General features: G+C 71.3%; 23 protein-coding genes and 3 pseudogenes. 9 read left to right on the plus strand and 17 right to left on the minus strand.

Translation table 11 applies throughout. The features are described from left to right. Window positions 1-78 precede the first annotated feature (78 nt). The 13 genes and pseudogenes from ACFU5F_RS00335 to ACFU5F_RS00395 form a co-directional block, all read right to left on the minus strand. Window positions 79-1,074: an isopenicillin N synthase family dioxygenase gene (locus ACFU5F_RS00335; RefSeq protein ID WP_383879966.1), complete on the minus strand. Its 996-nt coding sequence runs from the start codon at window positions 1,072-1,074 to the stop codon at window positions 79-81. Next, window positions 1,037-1,516 (minus strand): nucleoside deaminase, encoded by a 480-nt coding sequence (locus ACFU5F_RS00340; protein ID WP_383879969.1) that lies wholly within the window; start codon window positions 1,514-1,516, stop codon window positions 1,037-1,039. Before ACFU5F_RS00340 ends, ACFU5F_RS00335 begins: the two co-directional genes overlap by 38 nt. A gap of 48 nt (window positions 1,517-1,564) precedes the next feature. Continuing rightward, the gene (locus ACFU5F_RS00345) at window positions 1,565-1,987 is read right to left on the minus strand and encodes a gas vesicle protein K (RefSeq protein ID WP_383879971.1); all 423 of its coding nucleotides are present in this window, start codon (window positions 1,985-1,987) and stop codon (window positions 1,565-1,567) included. Between the two features lie 112 nt (window positions 1,988-2,099). After that, window positions 2,100-2,330 (minus strand): annotated as a pseudogene (locus tag ACFU5F_RS00350) (gas vesicle protein); the annotation flags it as partial. Window positions 2,331-2,369: 39 nt separating this feature from the next. After that, window positions 2,370-2,882, minus strand: a complete 513-nt coding sequence (locus tag ACFU5F_RS00355; RefSeq protein WP_383879973.1) for a gas vesicle protein — start codon at window positions 2,880-2,882, stop codon at window positions 2,370-2,372. Beyond that, entirely contained in the window at window positions 2,879-4,024 is a 1,146-nt protein-coding gene (locus ACFU5F_RS00360) for an SRPBCC family protein (RefSeq protein WP_383879975.1), read from the minus strand. The genes ACFU5F_RS00355 and ACFU5F_RS00360 overlap by 4 nt, the downstream gene beginning before the upstream one ends. Further along, complete coding sequence (locus ACFU5F_RS00365; RefSeq protein ID WP_383879977.1) at window positions 4,017-4,730, minus strand: ABC transporter substrate-binding protein; 714 nt, start codon at window positions 4,728-4,730, stop codon at window positions 4,017-4,019. The genes ACFU5F_RS00360 and ACFU5F_RS00365 overlap by 8 nt, the downstream gene beginning before the upstream one ends. Continuing rightward, window positions 4,727-4,990, minus strand: coding sequence for a gas vesicle protein GvpG (locus ACFU5F_RS00370; protein ID WP_383879979.1), 264 nt, complete (start codon window positions 4,988-4,990; stop codon window positions 4,727-4,729). The genes ACFU5F_RS00365 and ACFU5F_RS00370 overlap by 4 nt, the downstream gene beginning before the upstream one ends. Window positions 4,991-5,012: 22 nt before the next feature. Continuing rightward, window positions 5,013-5,726 carry a GvpL/GvpF family gas vesicle protein gene (locus ACFU5F_RS00375; RefSeq protein ID WP_383879981.1) on the minus strand — a complete coding sequence of 238 codons (714 nt, stop codon included), beginning with the start codon at window positions 5,724-5,726 and terminating at the stop codon, window positions 5,013-5,015. A gap of 8 nt (window positions 5,727-5,734) precedes the next feature. Further along, on the minus strand, window positions 5,735-6,184 hold the full coding sequence (locus tag ACFU5F_RS00380) for a gas vesicle structural protein GvpA (RefSeq protein ID WP_383880420.1): 450 nt from the start codon (window positions 6,182-6,184) through the stop codon (window positions 5,735-5,737). A 120-nt stretch (window positions 6,185-6,304) separates the two neighbouring features. After that, window positions 6,305-6,631 (minus strand): gas vesicle protein, encoded by a 327-nt coding sequence (locus ACFU5F_RS00385; protein WP_383879983.1) that lies wholly within the window; start codon window positions 6,629-6,631, stop codon window positions 6,305-6,307. A gap of 21 nt (window positions 6,632-6,652) precedes the next feature. Next, complete coding sequence (locus ACFU5F_RS00390) at window positions 6,653-6,880, minus strand: MerR family DNA-binding transcriptional regulator (protein WP_383879985.1); 228 nt, start codon at window positions 6,878-6,880, stop codon at window positions 6,653-6,655. 85 nt (window positions 6,881-6,965) lie between these two features. After that, the gene (locus tag ACFU5F_RS00395) at window positions 6,966-7,373 is read right to left on the minus strand and encodes a PLD nuclease N-terminal domain-containing protein (protein WP_383879987.1); all 408 of its coding nucleotides are present in this window, start codon (window positions 7,371-7,373) and stop codon (window positions 6,966-6,968) included. A gap of 94 nt (window positions 7,374-7,467) precedes the next feature. Between ACFU5F_RS00395 and ACFU5F_RS00400 the strand changes: the two genes are divergently transcribed. Both ACFU5F_RS00400 and mqnP read left to right on the plus strand, forming a co-directional pair. Beyond that, the gene (locus ACFU5F_RS00400; RefSeq protein ID WP_383879988.1) at window positions 7,468-8,925 is read left to right on the plus strand and encodes a menaquinone biosynthesis decarboxylase; all 1,458 of its coding nucleotides are present in this window, start codon (window positions 7,468-7,470) and stop codon (window positions 8,923-8,925) included. After that, window positions 8,922-9,827 (plus strand): menaquinone biosynthesis prenyltransferase MqnP, encoded by a 906-nt coding sequence (gene mqnP / locus ACFU5F_RS00405; protein WP_383879990.1) that lies wholly within the window; start codon window positions 8,922-8,924, stop codon window positions 9,825-9,827. Before ACFU5F_RS00400 ends, mqnP begins: the two co-directional genes overlap by 4 nt. Window positions 9,828-10,053: 226 nt before the next feature. On the opposite strand, the gene ACFU5F_RS00410 is transcribed toward mqnP, so the two are convergent. Continuing rightward, window positions 10,054-10,722: a rhomboid family intramembrane serine protease gene (locus ACFU5F_RS00410; protein ID WP_383879992.1), complete on the minus strand. Its 669-nt coding sequence runs from the start codon at window positions 10,720-10,722 to the stop codon at window positions 10,054-10,056. A gap of 92 nt (window positions 10,723-10,814) precedes the next feature. Between ACFU5F_RS00410 and ACFU5F_RS00415 the strand changes: the two genes are divergently transcribed. From ACFU5F_RS00415 to ACFU5F_RS00440, 6 genes are all read left to right on the plus strand, one after another. Further along, the gene (locus ACFU5F_RS00415) at window positions 10,815-11,513 is read left to right on the plus strand and encodes a UbiX family flavin prenyltransferase (RefSeq protein ID WP_383879994.1); all 699 of its coding nucleotides are present in this window, start codon (window positions 10,815-10,817) and stop codon (window positions 11,511-11,513) included. Between the two features lie 137 nt (window positions 11,514-11,650). Then, window positions 11,651-12,109 (plus strand): Lrp/AsnC family transcriptional regulator, encoded by a 459-nt coding sequence (locus tag ACFU5F_RS00420; RefSeq protein WP_275456669.1) that lies wholly within the window; start codon window positions 11,651-11,653, stop codon window positions 12,107-12,109. A gap of 91 nt (window positions 12,110-12,200) precedes the next feature. Beyond that, on the plus strand, window positions 12,201-13,364 hold the full coding sequence (mqnE, locus tag ACFU5F_RS00425) for an aminofutalosine synthase MqnE (protein WP_275456668.1): 1,164 nt from the start codon (window positions 12,201-12,203) through the stop codon (window positions 13,362-13,364). Between the two features lie 166 nt (window positions 13,365-13,530). Further along, complete coding sequence (locus ACFU5F_RS00430) at window positions 13,531-14,055, plus strand: GNAT family N-acetyltransferase (RefSeq protein ID WP_383879997.1); 525 nt, start codon at window positions 13,531-13,533, stop codon at window positions 14,053-14,055. A gap of 112 nt (window positions 14,056-14,167) precedes the next feature. Continuing rightward, on the plus strand, window positions 14,168-14,584 hold the full coding sequence (locus ACFU5F_RS00435) for a DUF4229 domain-containing protein (RefSeq protein WP_383879999.1): 417 nt from the start codon (window positions 14,168-14,170) through the stop codon (window positions 14,582-14,584). A 37-nt stretch (window positions 14,585-14,621) separates the two neighbouring features. After that, the gene (locus ACFU5F_RS00440) at window positions 14,622-15,281 is read left to right on the plus strand and encodes a TetR/AcrR family transcriptional regulator (RefSeq protein ID WP_383880001.1); all 660 of its coding nucleotides are present in this window, start codon (window positions 14,622-14,624) and stop codon (window positions 15,279-15,281) included. Between the two features lie 419 nt (window positions 15,282-15,700). Here ACFU5F_RS00440 and ACFU5F_RS00445 read toward each other — a convergent pair. Both ACFU5F_RS00445 and ACFU5F_RS00450 read right to left on the minus strand, forming a co-directional pair. Continuing rightward, window positions 15,701-16,075, minus strand: a pseudogene (locus tag ACFU5F_RS00445) (MaoC/PaaZ C-terminal domain-containing protein); the annotation flags it as partial. Window positions 16,076-16,477: 402 nt separating this feature from the next. Next, window positions 16,478-17,008, minus strand: a pseudogene (locus ACFU5F_RS00450) (hypothetical protein); the annotation flags it as partial. A gap of 291 nt (window positions 17,009-17,299) precedes the next feature. On the opposite strand from ACFU5F_RS00450, the gene ACFU5F_RS00455 reads away from it, so the two are divergent. After that, the gene (locus tag ACFU5F_RS00455) at window positions 17,300-19,258 is read left to right on the plus strand and encodes an AMP-dependent synthetase/ligase (RefSeq protein ID WP_383880002.1); all 1,959 of its coding nucleotides are present in this window, start codon (window positions 17,300-17,302) and stop codon (window positions 19,256-19,258) included. A 32-nt stretch (window positions 19,259-19,290) separates the two neighbouring features. Here ACFU5F_RS00455 and ACFU5F_RS00460 read toward each other — a convergent pair whose 3' ends face one another. Further along, window positions 19,291-19,782 carry a hypothetical protein gene (locus ACFU5F_RS00460; protein WP_383880003.1) on the minus strand — a complete coding sequence of 164 codons (492 nt, stop codon included), beginning with the start codon at window positions 19,780-19,782 and terminating at the stop codon, window positions 19,291-19,293. Between the last annotated feature and the right edge of the window lie 141 nt (window positions 19,783-19,923).

Here is a 19,923-nt window from a genome sequence, read left to right on the forward strand (position 1 = left end):
GTATCAAGCGGTGCGTACAAGATGCCGTGAGCCGGGATCTTGTGTCAAACACTCGATACAAGATGACGCGGATGCCGGTCAGCCGACCGTGATCGAGTCCAGCTGCGCCCGCAGGTAGACGTGCGAGTCCACCGGCGGGTGCGCCACCCGGCCGACCGGCGCGGGCACGGACTCCACGATCGTGCCCGGGGTGCACTCGCCGAAGTAGACCAGCGACATCAACTCCTCGCCGGGTTCGTCGGCCGGGGGCGGCAGCACCCGGTGACGCCCGGAGCGCCAGCGGTCCCCGGTCCAACGGGCCAGCAGATCGCCGACGTTGATCGTGAAGGCGGCGGGGTCGTACGGGGCGTCCTCCCAGCCGCCCTCGTCCGTGAACACCTGGAGGCCGCCCTTCCCGGCCTGCCGGTCGAGGATCGTGACCGTGCCGAAGTCGGTGTGCGGGCCGATGCGGAACTGGCCCGGCACCGGGTCGCCGATGACGTCCGTGCCCGGGTACCAGTTGATGTTGAAGCCGTAGGTGGGGTGGCTCATGTGCCGGGAGAAGAAGTCCGGCTCCAGACCGAGCGCCTCGCCGAGGAGCGTCAGCAGCAGGTTCTCCAGCTCGCCCATGCGCGCCAGGTACTCCTCGCACAGCGCCCGCAGTTCCGGCACCTCCGCCGGCCAGACGTTCGGCGCGTACCACTCGGCGTTCACGACCGGGTCCTCGAACGGCTCGTGCGTCGCGAACGTCAGGGACTCCTTGAGGTCCGGCGGTGTCTCCGTCCCCTCCGCGTACCCGTTGGCCTCGGCCCCCGGCCCGAGCCAGCCCCGCCCGCCGACCTTCACCTCGTACGCCCGCTTGGCCTCGACGGGCAGCACGAAGAAGGCGCGGGCGGCCTCCCGGACGCGGGCGCGCAGGGCCGGGTCCACGCCGTGGCCGGTGACGAGGAGGAATCCGGCGGTCTGGAGCGCCTCGTCGACGGTGCGGGCGATCCGGGCACGGGCCCCGGGGTCGCCGTCGCTCCAGGGGCGCAGGTCGATGGTGGGGATGCGGGGCCTACCGGCCGCTGCCGTCGCCGATGTCGCTGGGGTCACCGATGTCCTCGTTCCATAGGGCCGGTTGGTGCCGGATGAAGTCGCGCATCAGGGACACGCACTCCGGGTCGTCAAGGAGCACGATCTCCACGCCGTGCGTGGCGAGCCAGTCGTGTCCGCCGTCGAAGGTCGTGGCCTCCCCGACCACCACCCGCGAGATCCCGAACTGCCGCACCAGCCCGGAGCAGTACCAGCACGGCGACAGCGTCGTCACCATCGTCGTGCCGCGATACGTCCGCTGCCGCCCCGCCGCGCGGAACGCGGCCGTCTCGGCGTGCATGGAGGGGTCTCCGTCCTGGACGCGCCGGTTGCGGCCGCGCCCGAGCAGAGTGCCGTCGGGCCCGTAGAGCGCGGCCCCGATGGGGATGCCGCCCTCCGCCAGCCCGGTCCGGGCCTCCTCGACGGCGGTGGCGAGCCATGCGCGTGCCTGTGCCTGGTCCATGACCCCACTCTTCCCGGGGGACGCCTCCCTCACCTGCGCGGCGCTCGACTACGGCGGCGGGAGGAGGGGGCCGAGGGGGCCGAGGTCGATGTTGAGGTCGTCCAGGGTGAGGCCGTAGCGGTCGCAGAGTTCGGTCATCCGTTCGTGCAGGACCATCAGGGTCATCCCGAGCCGTTCCTCCTGGTCCTCGGTGAGGCCGCCCCGGTCGACGCGGTGCAGGGCCTGGCGCTCCATCAGCTGGCGGAGCAGTTCGACGATGGTGAGGACCAGGCGGACGAGGTCCCGCTCGACCGTGTCGGGGTCGGTGCGCAGGCGCCGGGCGACAGGTCCCGCGCCTCCCCGCCCGGCCGGCGGGGGGAGGTCGTCCGGCCGTGCGGGGAGCAGCGAGAACGCGCGGCTCGCGGCGTCGGCGACCTCGCGGAGACGGTCGGTGCGGGGGCCGCCGTCAGACCGGGGGTCCGGGACCGTCATCGACGCCGCCTCCTTCCGGATGTGTCAGCCCGGGTTCCAGGGACGTCCGCTCGGGTTCCAGGGACGTCCGCCCGGGTTCCAGGGAGCGCCCGGGTTCCGGGGACGTCCGCTCGGGCAGGTCCAGCGCCCACTGCTCGTCCATCTGCTCGCGTACGGCGACGATCACCGCCCGCAGCGACACCCGCACCAAGTCGATGTCCGCCACGCTGAGGACGAGGTCCCCGGTCAGGACGACACCGCCGCTCAGCAGCCGGTCGAGGAGGTCGATCAGCGCGACCTGCCGTCCGCTGAGGGGGCGGTCGTCGTCGGCGTACGCGGCATGGCCGTCGGGGTCGCCGTACATGCTCATCGTCGACGGAACACCTCCTCGGGAAACGGGAGCTCAGGACCGGTTCTCGTCGGCGTCGTCACCGGCCGGTCCGCGCCGCTTCCGCGGGGGTTCCGCCCTACGGCCCTCCGTACGGCTCACCTTGCGGCCCTCCTCGCGACGCTCGGCCGGTCCGGCCGGTTTCGACTTCCTCGCGGGCAGCTCCGGCGCGGGCGTCTCGACGCGTTCGCGCAGCTCTCTCACCTCGGCGCGCAGGCGCTCGTTCTCGTCGGCGAGCGAGCGCCGGCCGTCGGAGCGGGACGCGCGGGAGGAGAGGGCGGGGTCGTGCTCCCACCAGTCGATGCCGATCTCCTTGGCCTTGTCGACGGAGGCCACGAGCAGGCGCAGTTTGATGGTCAGCAGCTCGATGTCGAGCAGGTTGATCTTGATGTCTCCGACGATGACGATGCCTTTGTCGAGCACGCGTTCGAGGATGTCGGCGAGGTTCGCGCTGGAGCCCTGGCCGCCGCCGTACGCCGGATACGGGCTTCGCGTCGGCGAGGGAACGGGGGAGTCGGACGGGGTCACGGCTCGCTCGACCTCCTCCTCGACTTCACCGGCTTCTCTTCGTCGTCCTCCTCGCCCTCAGCCGCAGCCTCGTCGCTGTCCTCGTTCTCGTCCTCGTCCTCGTACGCGTCGTCGCGCTCGTAGTCGTCCGCGGCCTCGTCGTCGTCCTCCCACTCGTCCTCCTCGTCCTCCTCGTCCTCCGCCCGGGGCTCCTCGTCCTCGTCGGAGCGGTCCTCGTCGTACCGGTCCTCCGCGTCGTCCTCGTCGTACCGGTCCTCCGCGTCGTCCTCGTCCTCGTCCCGCTCCTGGACCTCCCCGTCACGGATCTCTCCGCGCCAGCCGCCGGTGGCCTCGCCGCGCATCATGATGAACGTGCGGTACAGCTTGAGGTCGAGGCGGGCACGGCGGCCCTGGGACCGGAAGAGGCCGCCCGTCTTCTCGAAGAGTCCCTTCGGGAAGTACTCCAGGACGAGCAGCACCTTGGTCAGGTTGTCCCCGAGGGGGTGGAAGGTGACGACGCCCCTGGTGGTGGCCTTGTCGCCCTCGGAGGTCCAGGCGATGCGCTCGTCGGGCACCTGCTCCGTGATGGTGGCGTGCCAGTGCCGGTTCGACTTGGCGACCTTGACGTGCCACTGCGTGGCGACCTCGTCCTTCTGCTCGACGCCGATCACACCCTTGGCGAACCGCTGGAACTCCTCGAACTGCGTCCACTGGTTGTACGCCTCGCGCACGGGGACGCCCACATCGATGTCCTCGATGATGGTGTGCCCCTTGCCGCTGCCGCCCGAGGGATCCTTGCCGTGCCCCTTGGCGAGGGCCTCCTTGGCCTTCTCCTTGACGTCCCCGGCCTTCTCGCCGACGGTGTCCTTCGCCTTGCCCGTGACACCCTTCGCCTTGTCGACCACCGCGTCCTTGGCGTGGGACGCGGTCGACTTCACCGCTCCCGCGCTCATGTCGCCCAGTTTGCGCGCGCCCGTGCCGAGGCCGTGGCCCACGCCCTGGAGCATCACCGAGAGCCGGGCCTGGATGTAGTCCTCCAGCTCCTCCTTCAGCCGGCTCGTGCCCGCGTTGCCGTTCGCATGCCCGTTCCCACCGGCCTCCTCGTCCGTCCTGCTGAGGGTGCCGGTACCAGCCCCGCCTTTCGCCGCTCTGCCCTCAGCCATCGTCCTGCCTCCTCGACCGTGAACCACTGCCGCTCCTGGAGCGGCTCGCGGCGGCGGTCTTCTTCGTCGCGGTCGCGCGCGGTGCGCTCTTGCGCGTCGTGGACCCGCCGCGCTGAGTCGTCGAACGTCCGCCGCTCCTGCGGGCGGCGGTGCCGCCGCCGGATCGCTTGGCCGGCCGTTTCCGGCCTTCTCCGCCCTTCTCGCTCTCGTCCGCTTCGGCCTTCTCCTTCTGCGCGTCCTTCTGCGCGTCCTCCTGTCCGTCGTCCTGTCCGTCCTCGTGTCCGTCATCGTGGTCCTCGTCGGGGCCGTTCTCCTCGTCCGCTTCGTCCCGGTCGCCGTCTTCGGCCCCGGCGTCGGCATCCGTATCCGTATCGGCGTCCGCGTCCGCATCCGCTTCGTTCTGCCCGCCGTTCCCCTCGGCCCGCTCCCGCAGTCCCGCGGTGCGGTCGTGCAGGGTTCCTGCCAGGCTGTCGGCCTTCGACGACAGCACGGAGGTCGCCGCGGCCTTGCCCGCGCCCGTCAGTTCGGTGCGGATCTGCCGGGTGAGGTCGCCGAGGAACGGGGCGTCGACCGCCTTGCCCAGCTGTCCGGGTCTGACCTGGGAGCCGGCCAGCAGCGCGCCCAGGCCGAGGGCGAGTTTGGCCTTCTTCGTCCGCCCCAGCAGATACCCGCCCAGGACGGCGGCGCCGATCGTGGCGTTGTTCATGACTGTGCCTCTCTCTGCTGGAGCCGGTAGGCGCTGATCTCCTCCAACCGGTGCAGCAGCTCCTCCTCGCGCCGCGTGAACTCCTCCTCACCGATCTGCCCCTCGCCCCGCGCGCGCTCCAGCTGCACCAGCTGCTCCTGGACGGGAGCCGGGTCGTAGTACTCGTCCTCGGCGGCCTGCCGCACCTTGTCGACCACCCATCCGACGCCCCGGACGGGAGCGAACGGCAAGGTCAGAATGGTTCCGACCAGTCCCACCACAACGCCTCCTCAGGGAACGCGTTCACACGAAGCTGTACGGCGGCAGCGGTCCGCGCAGCCGCAGTTCGACCCCCTCTCCCAGGGCCTCGGCCAGCTCCCCGCCCGCCTCGGCGAACTCCTCGGAGCGCTCCGAGTCGACCAGGAAAGAGGCGTTCACGAAGTACTGCTGGGACGGCGGCGAGAGCTGCTCGGCCAGGATGTACGGCCGCAGCGCGGCCAGGGCCTCCTCGCCCAGCGCCTGCTGCCGGGCCTGCACCTCCCCGGCCACGAGTTCACCGAGGGCGAGCCGGTCCTCGTACGTACCGCCGCCCTCGCGGATCGTCTCGTTCAGCTCACGGGCCTGCGGGGACTCCGTCAGGATGGCGCGCAGCAGGGCGTCCTCGTCCGCCACGCCCTTGACGTTGAACTCCGCGCGCCCGGTGAGCTCGTCCAGCCGCTGGGCGTACGCCTCGGCCCGCTCCCGGAGCAGAGCCTCGACGGCGGACTCGTCCTCGGCGACGAACCCGAAGCTCAGGGGGAGGATGGTGCCGTCGGACCACAGCTGTTCCTGGACCTCGTGATGGGCCTCCACGTCCCGGCGGCTGACCGAGAGCACTTCGGGAGCCTCGCTGACGACGGCGGCCAGGCCGGCGCTGTTGACGGTCCGCAGCTCGGCGGGGTCCTCGCCGACGCCCCTGACGTCGTCCAGGCCCAGCGGATGCGCTTCCTTGGTGATGGCGTAGACGTACACCGACATCGGCTCGCTCACTCCTCACGCTCTCGGGAGGAACGGCGGCTCGCGGCCCGCGCGGAGCGCACGCGCTGCCTCTCGCGGCCGGACTCGCGGTCGTCGTCCCCGCGCCCCTTGTGGAGCGAGTCGGAGACGGCCTCGACGGCGCCCGTGAGCGCCCCCTTGCTCTTGCCCTTGGCGCCCGACTCGACGGTGTTCCCGACGATGTCCGTCAGCTGGGAGGGGGCCTTGCGTCCCGATTCCAGGTCCAGCCGGTTGCACGCCTCGGCGAAGCGCAGGTACGTGTCGACGCTGGCCACCACGACCCGGGCGTCGATCTTCAGGATCTCGATGCCCACCAGGGAGACCCGTACGAACGCGTCGATGACCAGGCCCCTGTCGAGGACCAGTTCCAGCACGTCGTAGAGGTTCCCGGAGCCACCGCCGCGGGCGGCACCGGCGCCGCCCTCGCTCTGCGGCACCACAGTCACGATCTCTTCCCTTCCGGTACGGGAAGCCGTACGCCGGAGGGCTTCGGGCCGCGGCCGTGTCGAGGACCACCGGTTTCCGCGAGCGGTGTCAGCGGTGGCCGCGACCTCGGCGGCTCAGCGGGAGCCCCGGTCGACCTGTGCGCGCGTGTACCGGCGGCCGCGCTCGTACGCCAGCAGCTTGCCCGCGGGATCCAGGGCGACCCGGTAGGCGGCCATCACACTGGTCGTCTGCGGGACGCGCTCCAGCTCCAGGACCTCGACCTGGGCCTCCCAGCCCTCCTCGGTCGGCTTCAGCGCGGAAACGGACTCGGGAGCGCGGCCCAGCAGCTCGGCGAGCTGCTCGATCGCGTTCCGCATGGCTTCGGGCGCGGAGACGCGCTCCTCGGCGGGCTCCGACCGCCGCGGCGAGGAACGGCGCGTCTCCGACTCCCGACCGTCCATCACTGTCACCTGTCTTGTCTGTCACCTGCTTGTCCGTATACCCATCATTGCCCCTTTAAGCGGCATATGTGAATTTCTGGCGCGCTGGGGCGCGAGGAGACCGGCAGCCTCCCGGGCGCGGAGCGTCGACGTGCGGACGCCGAGCAGGGCCGCGACCTCCCCGATCGGCAGGCCGGTGCCCGGTAGGTCCTCCTCGGGCAGCTCCCCGGACGGAGTCCGCGGCGCCTCGCCGGTCGCCCGCAGCGACACCCGCTCCGCGTCAGCGCCGCGCGCGCCTTGTCCGCCGGCGCCGGCCCCCGTCGTGCGCCGGTCCTCGTCGCCCTTCTTCCCTGCGTCAGTCCTCGCTGTCCTTCTTGTCCCGCTTCTCGCCCTGCTCCTCCTCCTGGCGCTTCAGCTCCTCCTCGCGGCGGCGGAGGTCGGCCTCCCAGCTCTTGAGGAGGGACTCGTCCTTCTTGTTGTCCTCGGCGAGGGACTTCAGGAACTCGGGATTGTCGTCGGGGGCGACGTACTCGGTGCGGTGGTTGCGGTGCCACCCGGAGGGCGTGCGGCCGCCCTCGGGGCCGCCCCGCAGCTTTCCGGCGGCGAGCCAGGCGACGGGGCCGACGATCCAGAAGAGCAGGATGATGAAGACCCAGGCGATCTTCGGCAGGTGCTTCGCCTCGTCCTCGGGGGTGTTGAGGCAGTCGATGAACGCGTAGATCGTCAGCGCCAGCGGCACGAGGTACATCAACACCCTGAGCATGGAACAGCCCCCTGGAAGCGGTGGAAGTGACATCGAGGCCGTGCTCGGGGCCCCGTGACGGGGTCAGGGTAGCCCCTCGGGGATACTTGTCCGCATGGCTTACGACGATCTTCGCTCCCTGCTCCGCGCACTGGAGCGCGAGGGCGATCTCAAGCGCATCAAGGCCGAAGTCGACCCCTACCTGGAGGTCGGGGAGATCGTCGACCGGGTCAACAAGGCCGGCGGCCCCGCCCTGCTCTTCGAGAACGTGAAGGGCTCCTCGATGCCCCTCGCGATGAACGTCTTCGGCACCGACCGCCGCCTGCTGAAGGCCCTCGGCCTCAAGTCGTACGGCGAGATCAGCGAGAAGATCGGCGGCCTGCTCAAGCCCGAGCTGCCGCAGGGCTTCGTGGGGGTGCGCGAGGCGTTCGGGAAGCTCGGCGCGATGACGCACGTCCCGCCGAAGAAGGTGAAGGCGGACAGCGCGCCCGTGCAGGAGGTGGTCCTCCAGGGCGACGACGTCGATCTGGACCAGCTGCCCGCGCTGTTCACCTGGCCCAAGGACGGCGGCTCCTTCTTCAACCTGGGCCTCACCCACACCAAGCACCCCGAGACCGGCGTACGCAACCTCGGCCTGTACCGCCTCCAGCGCCACGACAAGCGCACCATCGGCATGCACTGGCAGATCCACAAGGACAGCCGCAACCACTACCAGGTGGCCGCCAAGCGCGGCGAGCGGCTGCCGGTCGCCATCGCCTTCGGCTGCCCGCCCGCCGTGACCTACGCCTCCACGGCCCCGCTCCCCGGCGACATCGACGAGTACCTGTTCGCCGGGTTCGTCTCGGGCAAGCGGATCGAGATGGTCGACTGCAAGACCGTGCCGCTGCAGGTGTCGGCGCAGGCGGAGGTCGTGATCGAAGGCTGGCTGGAGCCCGGCGAGATGCTCCCCGAGGGCCCGTTCGGCGACCACACCGGCTTCTACACCCCGCAGGAACCGTTCCCCGCACTGAAGATCGACTGTGTGACGATGCGGAAGCGGCCGTTGCTGCAGTCGATCGTGGTCGGCCGCCCGCCGACGGAGGACGGCCCACTGGGGCGGGCCACGGAGCGTTTCTTCCTGCCGTTGTTGAAGATCATCGTGCCGGACATCGTGGACTACCACCTCCCCGAGGCGGGCGGTTTCCACAACTGCGCGATCATCTCGATCGACAAGAAGTACCCCAAGCACGCGCAGAAGGTCATGCACGCGATCTGGGGCGCCCACATGATGTCCCTGACCAAGCTGATCGTGGTCGTGGACTCCGACTGCGACGTCCACGACCTCCACGAGGTCGCCTGGCGCGCCCTCGGCAACACGGACTACGCCCGCGACCTCTCGATCGTCGAGGGCCCGGTGGACCATCTGGACCATGCCTCCTACCAGCAGTTCTGGGGCGGCAAGGCGGGCATCGACGCGACGAAGAAGTGGATCGAGGAGGGCTACACGCGGGACGGGGGCTGGCCCGACATGGTCGAGTCCGACCCGGCCACGGCGGCGCTCGTCGACCGCCGCTGGAAGGAGTACGGCCTGTGACCAGCGCATCGGCGGCCATCCCGCAGCAACCGGGCCGCACCAAGGCGTTCCTCCGCCTCGTGATGATCGAGCACTCGGTCTTCGCGCTGCCCTTCGCGTACATCGCCGCCCTCACCGCCATGTTCCGGCTGGACGGCAACATCCACTGGGTGCGGCTGCTGCTGGTCACCGTCTGCATGGTGGGTCTGCGCACCTTCGCGATGGCGGTCAACCGGATCATCGACCGGGAGATCGACGCGCGGAACCCGCGGACGGCCCACCGCGAGCTGGTGACCGGCGCGATGTCGGTCAGGCACGCGTGGACCGGTGCCCTGATCGCGGTCGTGATCTTCCTCGGCTCGGCGGCGCTGCTCAACCCGCTCTGCCTGGCCCTCGCCCCCGTCGCCGTGATCCCGATGGTGGTCTACCCCTACGGGAAGCGTTTCACGAACTACCCCCAGGCGATCCTGGGCCTGGCCCAGGCCATGGGGCCCGTCGGCGGCTGGCTCGCCATCACGGGGGAGTGGTCGTGGGAGGCGGTCGTCCTCGGCCTGGCGGTCGGTATCTGGATCGGCGGCTTCGACCTGATCTACGCCTGTCAGGACATCGACTCCGACCGTGAGTCCGGCGTGCTGTCGGTGCCGGCCCGCTTCGGTGTCCCGGCGGCGATCTGGGCGGCACGGGTCTGCCACGTCCTGACGACCGTCCTCTTCGCCTGGTACGCGATCCTCACCGACGCGGGCGCGTTCCTGTGGCTGGGCCTCGCGATCGTCGCGGGCGCGTTCGTGTACGAGCACACGATCGTGCGTCCGCACGACCTGTCCCGCCTGAACCGGGCGTTCTTCTCGGTCAACGGGTTCATCGGCATTGCCCTGTTCGTGTGTGCGCTGCTCGATCTTCTGGTTCGGGGTCTGACCTTCTGAATGTGGTGCGGCCTACCAGCGAGTGCAGAGAGAGGGAGGCTGGCGTCCGCAACGACTACGAGGACAAGAACAGGCAGTACGCCTCGGGCATCCCGAACTACCTGGTCTTCGACCCGCGGAAGGCGCATCTCGGCACGCTCTGGAAACCCCGGTCCCGACGGCTACCGCGGACGAGACGCCCTTCCGTACGGCGACAAGCTCGCCGTGGAGACCAAGATCGGCCGCCTCACGGTCGATACCAGCCGTCTTCCTGTGGACCCTGGGGCGCTCGGCGCGCCCTGAGCGCGGCCCCGTGCGCCCGCCGCCGGAACACGAACGCTGCCACCACCCCCGCCACCAGCCCGATCAGATGCCCCTGCCAGCTGATGCCGGTCTCGTTCGGCGCGATGCCCGCGAGGATCGAGCCGCCCCAGACCGCCGCGACCAGGACACCCACCGCGACCCCCAGCAGCCGGCGCTCGACGAACCCGCTGACGACGAGGAACCCGAAGAGTCCGAAGACGACGCCGGAGGCACCGGCGGTGTTCGTGTTGTCGGGGGATATGAGCCACACCCCCAGCCCGTCCGCGACGATGATCAGCGCGCAGACGGCGGCGAAGCGCCGCAGCCCACCGAGCGCCGAGAGGAACCCCAGCACCAGCAGCGGCACGCTGTTCGCCGCGACATGGCCGAAGCCGAAGTGGATGAACGAGGCGGGCACGACATCGGCCAGCTCGGGGACCGAGCGGGGGACGATCCCGAACTCGTCCAGCGCGTGCCCCGTCGCCACGTCGATCACTTCGAGCAGCCACAGCAGCGCCACCCAGCCCACCATCAGCTTGGCCGCGGCCTTCGCCCGGCCCCCGCGCGACCACTCCCGCTCGGGACTCAGGGCCCCGCGCACTCCACCCGCCATGTGTCCAACCCCCGACTCGACCCGTCACTCCAGGAAACGGCCATGCCCCCTTGACCGGTTCCCGTCCCGCGCCGCCGGATAGGCTCGGGGTCGTGAACCCAGTCAAGCCAGGAGAGACGCCGCGTACGCCTTGGATCGTAGGGGTGTCCGGCGCGTCCGGCACCCCATACGCCGCGGCGGTGCTGCGCACGCTCCTCGCCGTCGGCGAGAGCGTCGACCTCGTGGTGTCCCGGGCCTCGCGGCTGACCCTGCTCGACGAGACGGGCATCTCCTTCCGGGACGCCCACTGGCGCGACGACCTGCGCGAATGGCTGTCCCGCGGTGCCGACGGCAAGCCCGGCACCTTCGCCGTGAACCTCGACGGCGAGCGCGTGCGGTACTGGAGCGCCGGGGACCTGGCAGCCGGGCCGTCCTCGGGTTCGTACCCCGTCAAGGGGATGCTGATCGTGCCCGCGTCGACCGCGTGCGTCGCGGGCGTGGCCCTGGGGCTCTCGAAGGACCTGCTGCAACGGGCGGCGAGCGTGACGCTCAAGGAGGGCCGCCGCCTGGTGGTCGCCGTACGCGAGACCCCGTTGAACGGGCAGACCCTGCGGCACCTGGTGACGCTGGACGAGGCGGGCGCGACCGTCCTGCCCGCGTCCCCGGCGTTCTACGCGGGAGCCACGCACATCCAGGACCTGGTGGACTTCGTCGCCGGACGGGCGCTGGACGCGGCGGGCGTCCCGCACACCCTGTACCGGCGCTGGGAGGGCGAGGTGGGCGGCGCGCGTCCCGCGCACACGACCACCTGAGCGCCCCACACGCTCACCCCTCGCGACGCACGACCCGTACCACTTCACGCAGCACGACCCCGCACCACTTCACGCAGCACCAGCACGCAGCACGCATTACTTACGACACAACTCTTCAGCGGAAGGCAACCGAACGCATGGACGCGGTGGACAGGCAGCTCATCCAGGCCCTGAGGGAGAACGGCCGGGCCTCCTACGCGGAGCTGGGACGCCTCGTCGGCCTGTCGGGACCCAGTGTCACCGACCGCATCAACCGGCTGGAGGCGGCCGGGGTCATCACCGGCTATCGCGCCACCGTCAACGCGGCCTCCCTCGGCCTCGGCGTGACCGCGCTCATCGGCATCTCCCTCTCCGACGCCGCCGACCACGAGGACGTGGCGACGCGTCTGCGGGACCTGGCCGAGATCGAGGACTGCTGGTTCATCGCGGGCGACGACTCCTTCATGCTCAAGGTGCGCGCCCCCGACGTGGACGGCCTGGAGAAGACCATCCGCCGGCTCTCCGGCACGAAGGGCGTCTCCCGGACCCGTACGACGATCGTGCTCTCCACGAAGTGGGAGAACCGGGTGGGTGAGCTGCCGGAGGAGGAGCAGTAGGGGAGTGGACGTAGGGTTGACGAGGCCCTCGCGGCAGGCAGTGGCGAGGGCGGGTAGCGGGCAGGCAGGTCGGTCGGTGAAAGGTGTGGGCATGGACGTCGGGCTCAAGCGCGAGCTGGAGGAGAAGGTCCGCTCCGGGGAGCGGCTGACCCGTGAGGACGGCATCGCGCTGTACGAGTCGGACGACCTGGCCTGGCTGGGCGGTCTGGCGCACGAGGTGCGGACGCGGAAGAACGGCGACGTCGTCCACTTCAACGTCAACCGCCACCTCAACATGACCAACGTGTGCACGGCGTCGTGCGCGTACTGCTCCTTCCAGCGCAAGCCGGGGGAGAAGGACGCGTACACGATGCGCATCGAGGAGGCGGTGAAACTCGCCAAGGCGATGGAGGGCGAGAACCTCACCGAGCTGCACATCGTCAACGGCCTGCACCCGAACCTCCCGTGGCGCTACTATCCGCGCTCCCTCAAGGAGCTGAAGGCCGCCCTCCCGAACGTCTCGCTGAAGGCCTTCACGGCCACGGAGATCCACCACTTCGAGACGATCAGCGGTCTGACGGCCTCGGAGATCCTGGACGAACTGATCGACGCGGGCCTGGAGTCGCTGACCGGCGGCGGCGCGGAGATCTTCGACTGGGAGGTCCGGCAGCACATCGTCGACCACCGCACCCACTGGGAGGACTGGTCGCGGATCCACCGCCTGGCGCACGAGAAGGGGCTCAAGACCCCCTGCACCATGCTCTACGGCCACATCGAGGAGCCGCGCCACCGGGTGGACCACGTCCTGCGCCTGCGTGAACTGCAGGACGAGACCGGCGGCTTCCAGGTCTTCATCCCCCTGCGCTACCAGCACGACTTCGTCGACATGCAGGACGGCAAGGTACGCAACCGCCTCCAGGCCCGCACCCAGATGGCGACCGGCGCGGAGGCGCTGAAGACCTTCGCGGTGTCGCGGCTGCTGTTCGACAACGTCCCGCACGTCAAGGTCTTCTGGGTCATGCACGGCGTGCAGACCGCGCAACTGGCGCTCCAGCACGGCGCGGACGACATGGACGGCTCGGTCGTCGAGTACAAGATCACCCACGACGCGGACAACTACGGCACGCCGAACAAGCTGACCCGCGAGGACCTGCTGGACCTCATCCGCGACGCGGGCTTCCGCCCGGTGGAACGCAACACGAGGTACGAGATCATCCGCGAGTACGAGGGCCCGGACCCGGCGCGCAGGGAGTCCCCGCAGCCGATGCGGGTCTGAGAGGGCCGTAGGCCCTTGAGGGGCGCGGGGAACTGCGCCCCTTCGGCCCCCGCCGGGCGGATGGCTGGGGCCGAAGGGCGCAGCCCCCGGTGAGGATGGGACGGGTGGGGGCGGCGGGGGCGAATCTCTCTTGAGGTGAGCCCCGTGTAATGGCTACCGTCGCCCCATGCCCCTTACGTTCCACCTGGACCCACCCCTCACCTCCACCCTCCACGAGCACATCCTCACCCTCTGGTCGGACGTCTCCAACGCCGGCGGAGCCGTGGGCTTCGTCCCCCCGGTCACCCCCCAGGACATCCGCCCGGAACTCCTCAAGCACCTCGCCGCCATGGCGGACGGCAGGCACCGCCTCCTCCTCGGCCTCGACGACCACGGCACCCCCGCCGCCACCGCGTTCTTCGCCTTCAACACCCACCGCCTGATGACCCACTGGGTCTGGCTCTACACGGTGATGGTCCACCCCGCCCATCAGGGCAAGGGCCACGGCCGCGAACTCATGGCGGCGGCCGAGTCCGCGGCCCGCGGCTTCGACGGCATAGACGCCATCCGCCTCGGCTGCCGGGGCGGCCACGGCCTGGAGCACTTCTACGCCTCCTGCGGCTACAAGGAGGTCGGCCGGGTCCCCGGCGCCATCCGCGTCGCCCCCGGGGACCACCGCGACGACATCACGATGCTCCTGCCCCTGACCTGAGGCCCGACAACCCCCGTGCAAGATCGCCTGCCGACCGTGCTTCACTGGAAGACGCCCTTCGGCGACACGCCCCTCGGCAGGGTCCGGAACGGAAACGGAAGAGTGGATTGAGATGCTCCGCTACACACTGATGCGCCTCGGTATCTTCGCGGGCTGCTTCGTGGTCGTCTGGGCCCTCGTCTACTCCGGCGTCGCGCCGCGCGGCCTCGGCGCCTCCAACGGCATGTGGATGATCATCCTCGCCCTGCTCGTCTCCGCGCCGATCAGCCTCGTCGCCCTGCGCAAGGAGCGCGACCGGGCTTCCGAGCGGATCGCCCCCCGCCTCGACCGCTCCATCGGCCGGGTCAAGTCCAACCTCGCGGCCAACCGCAGCCAGGAGGACGAGGTCGACGACGAGGCGCGGACGCCGGTGGCGGCCGAGGGGACGAAGAAGGCCGACGCCGTCGAGAGCGCCGAGGTGGCAGGCAACGCCGCGACCGCCGAGAAGACCGCCAGGACCGCCGAGCCGGCGTCGGGTCAGGCCTCGTAGGAGTCCGTCCCGCCGCCGGAACCGTACGCTTGCCCGCATGGGTGCTGTGAAGAGCAAACGGATGCCCCGCGCGGTGCGCGAACAGCAGATGCTGGACGCGGCGGTGCGGACCTTCGGGCAGCGCGGCTACCGGGCCGCGTCGATGGACGAGATCGCCGAACTGGCGGGCGTGTCCAAGCCGTTGGTGTACCTGTACCTGAACTCCAAGGAAGACCTCTTCACCGCCTGCATCCGCCGCGAGGTCACGGCGCTCACCACCGCCGTACGCGCCGGTGTCGATCCCGAGCTGCCCGCCGACCGCCAACTCTGGGAAGGGCTGCGGGCTTTCTTCACGCACACCGCGCGCAACCCGGACGCCTGGTCCGTGCTGCATCTGCAGGCGCGTACGCACGGGGAGCCGTTCGCCTCCGAAGTGGCTGCGATGCGGGAGGAGATGGTGGCGTTCGTGACGGGGCTGATCCTGGTCGCGGCCAGGGAGGCCCGGCGTGACCCCTCGCTGCCCGAGCGTGAGGTGGCGGGTCTCGCCGAGGGCCTCGTGGGCGCCGCCGAGGCCCTGGCGGCCTGGGCCAACGCGACCCCCGGAATCACCGCCCGGCAGGCCGCCGCGACCCTGATGAACTTCGCGTGGGCGGGCCTGGGCGATCTCATGGAAGGCCACCCCTGGGTCCCGCCGCCCGTGGGGGAGTCCGGGGAGTAGCGACCGTCGTCGGCCGCGGGTCCGATGGGGCTTCTCGCGCAGTTCCCCGAAGCCCCTGAGAAGCAGGGCTGCGCCCACCGGGCCGCGGCCGATCAGCGACCTCCCACACCGCCCCCCACTTCCGCAACGTGGGGGCCACCCTCTGCCGCCCCATCCGGTACAGCGACTCCGCCCCGTTGCGGGCCACCCGGCGGACCACGGCCTTGACCCGCCCCGCGTCACCCGCGGTGAGCGGCCCCGGGAGCGGCCGCCCCTGCTCGTCGAGGCCGTGCCGCAGGAGGAGGTCACCTAGGTAGAGCCCCGCGCGCTGGGGCGTGTAGTAGGGCCGCAGCGGCGGCACGGCACCGGCGCGCGGCGCGGCGACCCGGGCGTGCCCGGCGGCCCGTTCGAGCAGCGCCAGCCGTGCCGCCCTGGTGTGCTCAGACAACGAGCGGGTACACGCGGCCGCTCACATGGACCCTCGGCCCGACCCGCCGTCCGCCCGGCTCCGGGGCCTCGCCGCCGCGCAGTTCGAAGCCGCCCCAGGTCTGTCCGTCGGCCGCGTACGTCACCGTGCCCGGCAGTGGCACCGGGGCCCGGAACTCCGCGCGGACGAGGGTCGCCGGGGGCGCGCCGTGCTCGGCGAGGCAGCGGGCCACGGTCCACATGCCGTGCGCGATGGCCCGGGGGAACCCGAACAGGCGGGCGCCGAGCGGATGCAGATGGATCGGGTTGCGGTCCCCGGACACCGCGCCGTACCGCCGCCCCACATCCCCGCCCAACCGCCACTCGACCACCCCGGGCAGGGCCGGCTCCCGGTCCCGCCGCCGCCCCTCACGAGCCGCCTCGGCCCCGGCCCGCCGCTCGTCGCGAGCAGCCCCTGCCCCGTCCTCGCCGTCCACGGCCCGTCCGGCCCCGCCGGTTCCGCCGGTCCTGCTGGTCCCGCCGGTCCGGACCGGCCCGCTCTCGCCGGAGGGCGCCTGCCCGGACCGGTCGCTCTGTGCCGGCCCGGCTTCCGTCTGTCCGTTCCTGCCGGTTCCGCTGCTCCCGCCGGTCCGGACCGGCCCGCTCGCGCCGGTGCTCGCCCGCTCTGTCCCACCGGCCCGCGCGTCCCCGTTCGCGCCGGTCGCGCCCCCGTTCCCGGTCCCGCCGGCCGCCCGACCGCTTCCGTCGCCCCGCCCCCTCGCGTCACCCCTCGCCCGTCCCGCCCCCTCCCCCCGTCCGTGCCGGGCGAGATACGTGCTCCGGGACTCCCACGCGACCCCCACCGCCACCCCGAAGCCGCCCTCCTTCTCGTTCCCGTCGCGTACCTCGGTCACCACCGTCGCCTCGGTACCCCGGCGGTGGGGCGTCAGCTCGTCGACGTACACGGTGATCTCGTACTCCCCGGTGGCGGGCAGCCGTCGGCGTCGGGTGATCTCGATCGATGTGTGGACGAGCCCGAGGAGGGGCAGCGGGAAGCCGCGGCCGGACATGATGCGCATGGCCAGCGGAAAGCCGAGGACGTGCGGGTACGTCAGCGGGACGGCGTCCTCCCCGGTGGGGAACCCGCAGACGCGCTCGTACGCGGCGAGTCGGGCGAGGTCGATCCGGACGCCGGGGAGGACGAGCCGGGGGAACCCGCCGGGAGGCAGGGCCGGGGAGCCCGCGCCCGCGAGCCCGCGGCTCTTGCGCGGCGAGAGGAGGGCACCCCGGGCGAGAGCGGGGCCGAGGGCCGGCGGAGCGGCGAGGGTCTGCGTCGGCTGCATCGAACGGTCTCCCCTTCCTCGCGCGGGCTCCACTCCCCGCGCCGGACCCGCTTCTTACTCCATAGTCAGGTTACCCGAGGTAAGGGTCGGGCGGACCCTTTCATGTCGCAGGACGTGAGCGACCCTCAGGTAACTTGGCACGCCCTTGACCTGCGCGTGAGCCATGTGCCGACGGTCTGCGACACTGCACATCCCCGGCCCCGTTCCGTCTCCGGACCATCGCTACACTCACACGCACCTCACACACCAACCCCGTACGATCCGGGCACGACGAACGCCCAGGAGTCGCCCTTGTCCAGCCTCGAACACACCGAACCCGCGCCGGTGGAGCCCGAGTTGAAGCGGCTGGACGGCGCCGTGCGAGAGGCGTACGTGCCCGCGCTCGCCGAGTCGGCGGCCTACGGCTCGCTCGCGGACATCCCGTTCGACAACGCGACCCACGCGCCCGACTCGGTCGTCCTCAGCCGCAAGCGCGGCGGCGCGGCGGCCGAGCCGAGCGCGGACGGAGACCCGGACCGGGAGCGGGGCGCCGACGCGGGCGAGGGCGAGTGGCGGGACGTGACGGCGGCCGAGTTCGCCGCCGAGGTGCTGGCCCTGGCGAAGGGCCTGATCGCCGAAGGCCTGATGCCGGGCGACCGCATCGCGATCATGGCGCGGACGACGTACGAGTGGACGCTGCTGGACTTCGCGGCCTGGGCGGCGGGCCTGGTGACGGTCCCCGTCTACCCGACCTCCTCCGTCTTCCAGACCCGCTGGATCCTCCAGGACTCGGGCGCGGTCGCGCTGGCCGTGGAGACGGCGGGCCAGGCCGCCGCCCTCGGCCCCGAACTGGACCGCATCCCCGACCTGCGCCACATGTGGGTCTTCGAGAAGGGCCACCTGGACCGGCTGGCCGAGCTGGGCCGGGACGTGTCCGACCAGGAAGTCGCCGTACGGCGCGGGGTGCTGGGCCCCGACACCCTGGCGACCCTCATCTACACCTCGGGCACCACCGGCCGCCCCAAGGGCTGCGCCCTCACCCACGGCAACTTCTGCGCCGAGGTCGACAACGCGATCGACCTCCTCTACCCGATCTTCCGCGCGAAGACGGACGAGGAGGCGTCCACCCTCCTCTTCCTCCCTCTCGCCCATGTGTTCGGCCGCATGGTGGCGATCGGCTGTATGCGGGCGAGGGTGCGCCTCGGCCACTCGCCGAGCTTCCGCACGGAGGACCTCCTCGCCGACCTCAAGTCCTTCCGCCCGACCTTCCTCCTGGTCATCCCCTACGTCCTGGAGAAGGTCTTCAACACGGCCCGCGCCTCCGCCGAACGCATGGGCCGCGCCTCCTCGTACGACAGGGCCGCCGCCGTGGCCCGCCGTTACGGCGAGGCCCTGGAGGCCGAGCAGCACGGCACCGGCCCCGGCCCCTCCGCCTTCCTCAGAACGGCCCGCACCTTCTACGACCCCCTGGTCTACCGCCGCATCCGCAAGGCGCTGGGCGGCAGGGTCCGTTACGTCATCTGCGGAGGCAGCCCCCTCGGCCGCCGCCTGGCCGCCTTCTACGCCGGCGCGGGCATCGACGTCTTCGAGGGCTACGGCATGACGGAGACGACGGCGGCCGTGACGGTCACCCCGCCCAACCTGCCCCGCCTGGGCACGGTCGGCCGCCCCCTGCCCGGCACACGGGTCCGGATAGCCGCCGACGGCGAGATCCTCCTGCACGGCGGCCAGATCTTCCGCGGCTACTGGGACCCCCAGGCCGGCGGAGTCGTCCCCGCGGGCCCCGACGGCTGGTTCGCCACCGGGGACATCGGGCGGCTCGACGACGAGGGGTACCTCACGATCACCGGACGCAAGAAGGAGATCCTCGTCACCGACAGCGGCAAGAACGTGGCCCCTGCCCCGCTGGAGAACTGGCTCCGCTCCCATCCCCTGATCGCCCACGCCATGGTCATAGGCGACCGCCGCCCCTACGTCACCGCCCTGCTGACGCTGGACCCCGAGGGCATCACCCACTGGGCCCTGATGAACGCCAAGCAGGACGTCCCCCTCGACCGCCTCGCCACCGACCCGGACCTGCGAGCCGTCCTGCAACGCGCGGTGGACGAGGCCAACCGCCTCGTCTCGCGCCCCGAGTCCATCCGCAGGTTCACCATCGTCCCCGGCGGCTTCACGGAGGAGGAGGGCCACCTCACCCCGTCGATGAAGCTGCGGCGTGAGGTCGTGGAACGGTCCTTCGCGACGGAGATCGAGGGGCTGTACGAGAAGTAGTCCGCGAAGACGCGACGCCCGCGGAACGGGCCCTACATCCCGGCGGCCGGATCACCTTCCCCCAGCCCGATCCACCAGTGCCCGTCGTCCTTCACCAGCAGCAGCTCCTGCTTCTGGCCGGTCCTGTCGTAGGTGAGCCGGACGGGATTGAAGTAGTCCACGACCCCTTCCGTCACCGTGACGTCGACATGCCCGCGGGCACCCTCGCCGAACTCACGGACCTGGTCGTAGGCGGCGCCCCGGGTCTCCTCGTACGCGGGCCCGGCCAGCTCCATCAGCCCCTCCACGTCACCGGCCTTGAGCCGCTGCACATACGCCCGCACGACGGTGTCGACGTCCTCGGCGGTCTCCCGGACATCGGGGTACCTCGACTTCTCGGCCCGCACGGTCACATCGACGCGGGGGGAGGAGGCGAGCGAGTACGGCGCCCGGAACCAGTTCCCCCACACGACCGCCCCGACCCCGAGCACGACGACCAGCCCTCCACAGCCCAGCAGCACGCCCCGCTTCCTCACCGACCCCACGACCCACCCCGTTCCGATCCGTTCCGACCCGTCGGCCGATGCCGACCCTCCCTAAGAGTCGTCTCGGCCGGGGGAGGTTGTACGTCCTGACGAATTCCCAGCACCACGGCTTGTCGTGCGCGCAGACGCAGCCGATACCGT

It is taken from the genome of Streptomyces sp. NPDC057438, from assembly GCF_042802995.1.
Classification (GTDB): domain Bacteria; phylum Actinomycetota; class Actinomycetes; order Streptomycetales; family Streptomycetaceae; genus Streptomyces.

Bases quoted from the DNA above. Each gene is read 5' to 3' on its own strand.
- mqnE (WP_275456668.1), top strand. From the start codon at position 12,201: ATGGACGTCGGGCTCAAGCGCGAGCTGGAGGAGAAGGTCCGCTCCGGG.
- ACFU5F_RS00360 (WP_383879975.1), bottom strand. From the start codon at position 4,024: ATGGCTGAGGGCAGAGCGGCGAAAGGCGGGGCTGGTACCGGCACCCTC.
- ACFU5F_RS00440 (WP_383880001.1), top strand. From the start codon at position 14,622: ATGGGTGCTGTGAAGAGCAAACGGATGCCCCGCGCGGTGCGCGAACAG.
- ACFU5F_RS00385 (WP_383879983.1), bottom strand. From the start codon at position 6,631: ATGGACGGTCGGGAGTCGGAGACGCGCCGTTCCTCGCCGCGGCGGTCG.
- ACFU5F_RS00345 (WP_383879971.1), bottom strand. From the start codon at position 1,987: ATGACGGTCCCGGACCCCCGGTCTGACGGCGGCCCCCGCACCGACCGT.
- ACFU5F_RS00400 (WP_383879988.1), top strand. From the start codon at position 7,468: ATGGCTTACGACGATCTTCGCTCCCTGCTCCGCGCACTGGAGCGCGAG.
- ACFU5F_RS00410 (WP_383879992.1), bottom strand. From the start codon at position 10,722: ATGGCGGGTGGAGTGCGCGGGGCCCTGAGTCCCGAGCGGGAGTGGTCG.
- ACFU5F_RS00430 (WP_383879997.1), top strand. From the start codon at position 13,531: ATGCCCCTTACGTTCCACCTGGACCCACCCCTCACCTCCACCCTCCAC.
- ACFU5F_RS00375 (WP_383879981.1), bottom strand. From the start codon at position 5,726: ATGTCGGTGTACGTCTACGCCATCACCAAGGAAGCGCATCCGCTGGGC.
- ACFU5F_RS00395 (WP_383879987.1), bottom strand. From the start codon at position 7,373: ATGCTCAGGGTGTTGATGTACCTCGTGCCGCTGGCGCTGACGATCTAC.
- ACFU5F_RS00420 (WP_275456669.1), top strand. From the start codon at position 11,651: ATGGACGCGGTGGACAGGCAGCTCATCCAGGCCCTGAGGGAGAACGGC.
- ACFU5F_RS00365 (WP_383879977.1), bottom strand. From the start codon at position 4,730: ATGAACAACGCCACGATCGGCGCCGCCGTCCTGGGCGGGTATCTGCTG.
- ACFU5F_RS00435 (WP_383879999.1), top strand. From the start codon at position 14,168: ATGCTCCGCTACACACTGATGCGCCTCGGTATCTTCGCGGGCTGCTTC.
- ACFU5F_RS00340 (WP_383879969.1), bottom strand. From the start codon at position 1,516: ATGGACCAGGCACAGGCACGCGCATGGCTCGCCACCGCCGTCGAGGAG.